This window comes from Micromonospora sp. 4G55 (genome assembly GCF_016803375.1).
The window spans coordinates 1-4443 of the sequence record NZ_JAEVHN010000512.1 but is presented as its reverse complement, the minus strand read 5'-3'; the positions used below and the strand labels follow the sequence as shown (position 1 = coordinate 4443).

Below are 4443 nucleotides of genomic sequence, written 5' to 3'. Positions count from 1 at the left end.
GTCGTCGAATTGGTCGTTGCGGTTCGTCAGCTTGTGCGACTGAAACGTTGAAGGGGTGGCGAAGTCGTCGACGTCGAGCCGTTCGAACAGGGCGCGGCGTGCAGCACCACCAGCTGCTCGGACTCCGACAACCCGAAGGTGTCGTACGACCGGAAGCCGTACCACTCGCCGGTGAGGTGGCCGGCGGTGAGCACCATCGCCCGCCGTCCAGCGGGGCGGCCGCCCCGGGGCGGGGCGACGAGCCGGCCGGCGTGGGCGGCCAGCAGCGCGTCCCGCATCGCCGCGACGGTCGCCGCAGCGTCCAGGGCGGCGGCGACCTCCCGGTCGGTGAAGATCAGCGTCATGCTTGCCATCCTGCAACCTGAAGTCAGGTTCAGCTCAACCGGTGGTGCGCGAGATCACCGCCCGCCCGGACCGGGCGATGTTAGCGTCGGCGGTGGCGGCCCCGGCCGTCCCGGACGAGTGGTGGGCGTACCCGGTCAGGCCAAGACGCCCCGCGACAGGCAGACCGACTCGTCCCGGCCCCGAGGGTCCGGGCCCGCTTCCGCGAGGTGATGACCCGTGGCCTGGATCGTGCTGGTGCTCTCCGGCCTGCTGGAGACCGCGTGGGCGGTGTCGCTCGACCGCAGCGCCGGCTTCAGCCGCCCCCTCCCCTCCGTCGTCTTCGTGGTCACCCTGGTGCTCAGCATGCTCGGGCTGGCGTACGCGCTGCGCGACATCCCGATCGGCACCGGCTACGCGGTCTGGGTCGGCATCGGCGCGGTCGGCACCACGCTGGTCGGGATGGTGGCGCTCGGCGAGTCGGCCAGCCTCGCCCGGATCGTCTGCCTGCTGCTGGTGGTCGCCGGCGTGGTCGGGCTCAAGCTCTTCCACTGAACCCCGGCGGGGCGCGGCGGGACGAGCGGTATCGGCCCTGATGAGTAGTCCGAGGCCGGAGTGGGTAGACAGCCGCCGAACACCCAAAGCGGCTCTCACCACGGAGGACGTCATGGCCGACATGCACGCGACCGCTCGCCCGCGCAGCAACGCCGCCCGGATCTGCACGATCCTGGCCTTCGTCTTCGCCGTCGTCGCCATCTTCGTGGCGCCGGTGATCTTCGGTATCGCCGGCCTGGTGCTCGGCATCGTCGGCGCGGTGCTCGGCGACAAGCCGCTCGGCTGGTACGCCGCCGCCGCCAGCGTCGTGGGCGCCATCATCGGTGTCGTCCTCGTCGCCGCGATCATCAACAACTGACCACCACAACTCCACGCGAGGCCCGCCGGCGTTCCGGCGGGCCTCGTCATGTCCCGACCGCGGTTGCGCGGTGCTGCCCGGCCGCGGGGCCCCGTCGCGTCGGCACCCGGTGCGGCCGGCCACCGGGCGGGACCGTCAGTCCTCGGCGCCGCGCAGGCCGACCAGGACCTCTTCCAGCTCGTCCGGCTTGACCAGCACGTCGCGGGCCTTGGACCCCTCGGACGGGCCGACCACGCCCCGGGTCTCCATCAGGTCCATCAGCCGGCCCGCCTTGGCGAAGCCGACCCGCAGCTTGCGCTGGAGCATCGAGGTCGAGCCGAACTGCGAGGTGACCACCAGCTCGACCGCCTGCACCAGCAGGTCCAGGTCGTCGCCGATGTCCTCGTCGATCTTCTTCTTGCTGTCCTGCGCGGGGGCCAGCACGTCCGGGCGGAACTCCGGCTCGCGCTGGTCCTTGCAGAACTTCACCACGTCGGCGATCTCGCGCTCGGTCACCCAGGCGCCCTGGATCCGCACCGGCTTGGAGGCGCCCATCGGCAGGAAGAGCCCGTCGCCGCGGCCGAGCAGCTTCTCCGCGCCCGGCTGGTCGAGGATGACCCGCGAGTCGGCCAGCGAGGAGGTGGCGAACGCCAGCCGGGACGGCACGTTCGCCTTGATCAGACCGGTGACCACGTCGACAGAGGGGCGCTGGGTGGCCAGCACCAGGTGGATGCCGGCCGCGCGGGCCAGCTGGGTGATCCGGACGACCGAGTCCTCCACGTCGCGCGGGGCGACCATCATCAGGTCGGCCAGTTCGTCGACGATCACCAGCAGGTACGGGTACGGGCGCATCTCCCGCTCGCTGCCCGGCGGGGCCTTGATCTCGCCGTTGCGCACCTTGCGGTTGAAGTCGTCGATGTGCCGGACCCCGTTGGCGGCGAGGTCGTCGTAGCGCATGTCCATCTCGCGGACGACCCACTCCAGCGAGTCGGCCGCCTTCTTCGCGTTGGTCACGATCGGCGTGACCAGGTGCGGGATGCCCTCGTACCCGGTCATCTCGACCCGCTTCGGGTCGATCAGCAGCAGCCGCACCTCGTCCGGGGTGGCCCGGGTGAGGATCGACACCAGCAGCGAGTTCAGGCAGGACGACTTGCCCGCGCCGGTCGCGCCGGCGATCAGGATGTGCGGCATCTTGGCCAGGTTGGCCACCACGTAGCCGCCCTCGATGTCCTTGCCGAGCGCCACCACCATCGGGTGGTGGTCGCTGGTGGCGGCCCGCGAGCGCAGCACGTCGCCGAGGGCGACGTTCTCCGGGTCGGTGTTCGGGATCTCCACGCCGACCGCGCTCTTGCCCGGGATCGGGCTGAGGATCCGCACGTCCGGCGACTTCACCGCGTACGCGATGTTGCGGGAGAGCTGGGTGATCCGCTCCACCTTGACCCCGTGCCCGAGCTCCACCTCGTAGCGGGTGACCGTCGGGCCCCGCGTGAAGCCGGTGACCGCGGCGTCCACGTCGAACTGCTCGAAGACGCCGGTCAGCGCCGCGATCACCTCGTCGTTGGCCTTGCTGCGGGTCTTCGGCGCGGCGCCGCCGCTGAGCATGTTCGCCGGCGGCAGCGTGTAGTCGCCGGCCAGCCCGGTGAGCGCGAGCTGCTCGGCGCGGGTGGGTGCGGGCGAGTGCTCCGGCGGCTCGACCGGCTTGCGGCTGGCGGGCACCTTCCCCGGCGGCTTGCGCGGCAGCACCAGGGTGTCCTGGAGGTTGACCGCGTCGGAGTCGTCGAGGTCGTCCGGGTCCAGCGGCGCGGCGCGGTCCGCTTCGTCGGCCGGCGGCGGGCCGGCTTCGCGGCCGGGTCCTCCTCCGCCTCCGGGTCGGCCGGCGGCGCGACCAGGGTGCCGGCGAGCAGGCCGAGCCGCTCGGGGATCTTGTTGATCGGGGTCGCGGTGACCACCAGCAGACCGAAGACGAGCAGCAGGATGAGCAGCGGCACCGCCACCCAGGCGGTGACCCCCGCCTCCAGCAGGTCGCCGACCCCGGCGCCGATCAGCCCGCCGGCGTAGTCGCGCTGCACCGGGTCGACCGGGTTCTGTCCGATGTGCAGCATCGCCGCGGTGGCGATCAGCATCGAACCCCAGCCGACCAGGCCGCGGCCCCGGTGTTCCGGTCGGCGGGCGTGCGCATCAGCCGCCAGGCGCCGATCATCAGCAGCACCGGCACCACGATCGCGATCGCGCCGAGGAAGAGCCGGACGGTGTCGGCCAGCCGGGCGCCGAGCGGGCCCGCGCCGGAGAACCAGATCCCCACCCCGCTCAGGATGGCCAGGCCGAACAGCAGCAGCCCGGCGCCGTCGCGGCGGTGCTCCGGGTCGAGGTCCCGGGCGGAGGCGGCCTGCCGGCCGGCGGCGCGGACCGCCCAGCCGACGCCGTGCGCCAGGCCCATCCACAGTGCACCGACCGCGCGTCCGAGGTAGACCGCCGGGCCGGGCCGGGCCGCCGTTCGCCGCCGGGCGGTCGCCCGGGTGGCCTTCTTCGCCGGCTGGCGGGCACGGCTGTTCGTGGTACCGCGCGGCGACGCGCCGCGTCGCCGGCTCGCCTGAGAGGTACGGCCCGCCATACAGTCACCGTAACGGCGTGACCCGGGAGATCGCCGCTTTTCCGGGTCGTGTCCGCGCGTCGCAGCACGGACCACGCCTCCAGACGTGTTATTTGCCTCAGGAAGGGATGCCCGATGGCGTCGCCTGCTTTCGAGGACGGTCCGGACGACCCCCTGGCCGGGCACCCGCAGGCCCTGCGGCCGCTGACCGGCGAACTGATCGCCGCGGTGCTCGGCAACCGCGGGTACGCGTTCTCCGCCGACGCCGACGGCGACCTGGTCGGCCGCTGGGACGACAACCTGATCTGGTTCCTGCGCCCCGGCGAGGCCGGCGAGCTGCTCCAGGTCCGCACCATGGCCGCCCCGGCCTTCGGCATCGAGTACGTCCCGACGCTCTACGCCTTCTGCAACTCCTGGAACCACGACCGGCTGTGGCCCAAGGCCTTCGTGCACGTCGACGACGACGGGGTGGCCCGGGTCTGCGGCGAGGTGATCACCGACCTGGAACGGGGGGTGACGCCGCACCAGCTCGACCAGCTCCTCGACTGCGGCATCTCCACCGGCTGCCAGCTGGCCGCCGCCGTCGCCCAGCTTCCCGGCGGGACGACCCGGTGACCGGCCGGGGCGAGCCCGTCGGGCG

General features: G+C 72.7%; 3 protein-coding genes, 2 pseudogenes and 1 riboswitch. Of the genes and pseudogenes, 3 read left to right on the top strand and 2 right to left on the bottom strand.

The window, feature by feature from the left end; translation table 11 throughout:
- Positions 1–92: 92 nt before the first annotated feature.
- Positions 93–344 (bottom strand): annotated as a pseudogene (locus JNW89_RS28665) (ornithine cyclodeaminase family protein); the annotation flags it as partial.
- Between the two features lie 91 nt (positions 345–435).
- Positions 436–499: riboswitch (guanidine-III (ykkC-III) riboswitch) on the top strand.
- Positions 500–561: 62 nt separating this feature from the next.
- Between JNW89_RS28665 and JNW89_RS28660 the strand changes: the two are divergent.
- Positions 562–876: a multidrug efflux SMR transporter gene (locus tag JNW89_RS28660; RefSeq protein ID WP_238451472.1), complete on the top strand. Its 315-nt coding sequence runs from the start codon at positions 562–564 to the stop codon at positions 874–876.
- A 112-nt stretch (positions 877–988) separates the two neighbouring features.
- The gene (locus JNW89_RS28655) at positions 989–1234 is read left to right on the top strand and encodes a hypothetical protein (protein WP_179803666.1); all 246 of its coding nucleotides are present in this window, start codon (positions 989–991) and stop codon (positions 1232–1234) included.
- A 135-nt stretch (positions 1235–1369) separates the two neighbouring features.
- On the opposite strand, the pseudogene JNW89_RS28650 reads toward JNW89_RS28655, so the two are convergent.
- Positions 1370–3824 (bottom strand): annotated as a pseudogene (locus JNW89_RS28650) (DNA translocase FtsK 4TM domain-containing protein).
- A gap of 114 nt (positions 3825–3938) precedes the next feature.
- On the opposite strand from JNW89_RS28650, the gene JNW89_RS28645 reads away from it, so the two are divergent.
- Positions 3939–4418 carry a YbjN domain-containing protein gene (locus JNW89_RS28645; RefSeq protein ID WP_238451471.1) on the top strand — a complete coding sequence of 160 codons (480 nt, stop codon included), beginning with the start codon at positions 3939–3941 and terminating at the stop codon, positions 4416–4418.
- The last annotated feature ends 25 nt before the right edge of the window (positions 4419–4443 follow it).

Excerpts from the sequence above, each read along its gene's own strand:
- JNW89_RS28655 (WP_179803666.1), top strand. The coding sequence starts at position 989 with ATGGCCGACATGCACGCGACCGCTCGCCCGCGCAGCAACGCCGCCCGG.
- JNW89_RS28645 (WP_238451471.1), top strand. The coding sequence starts at position 3,939 with ATGGCGTCGCCTGCTTTCGAGGACGGTCCGGACGACCCCCTGGCCGGG.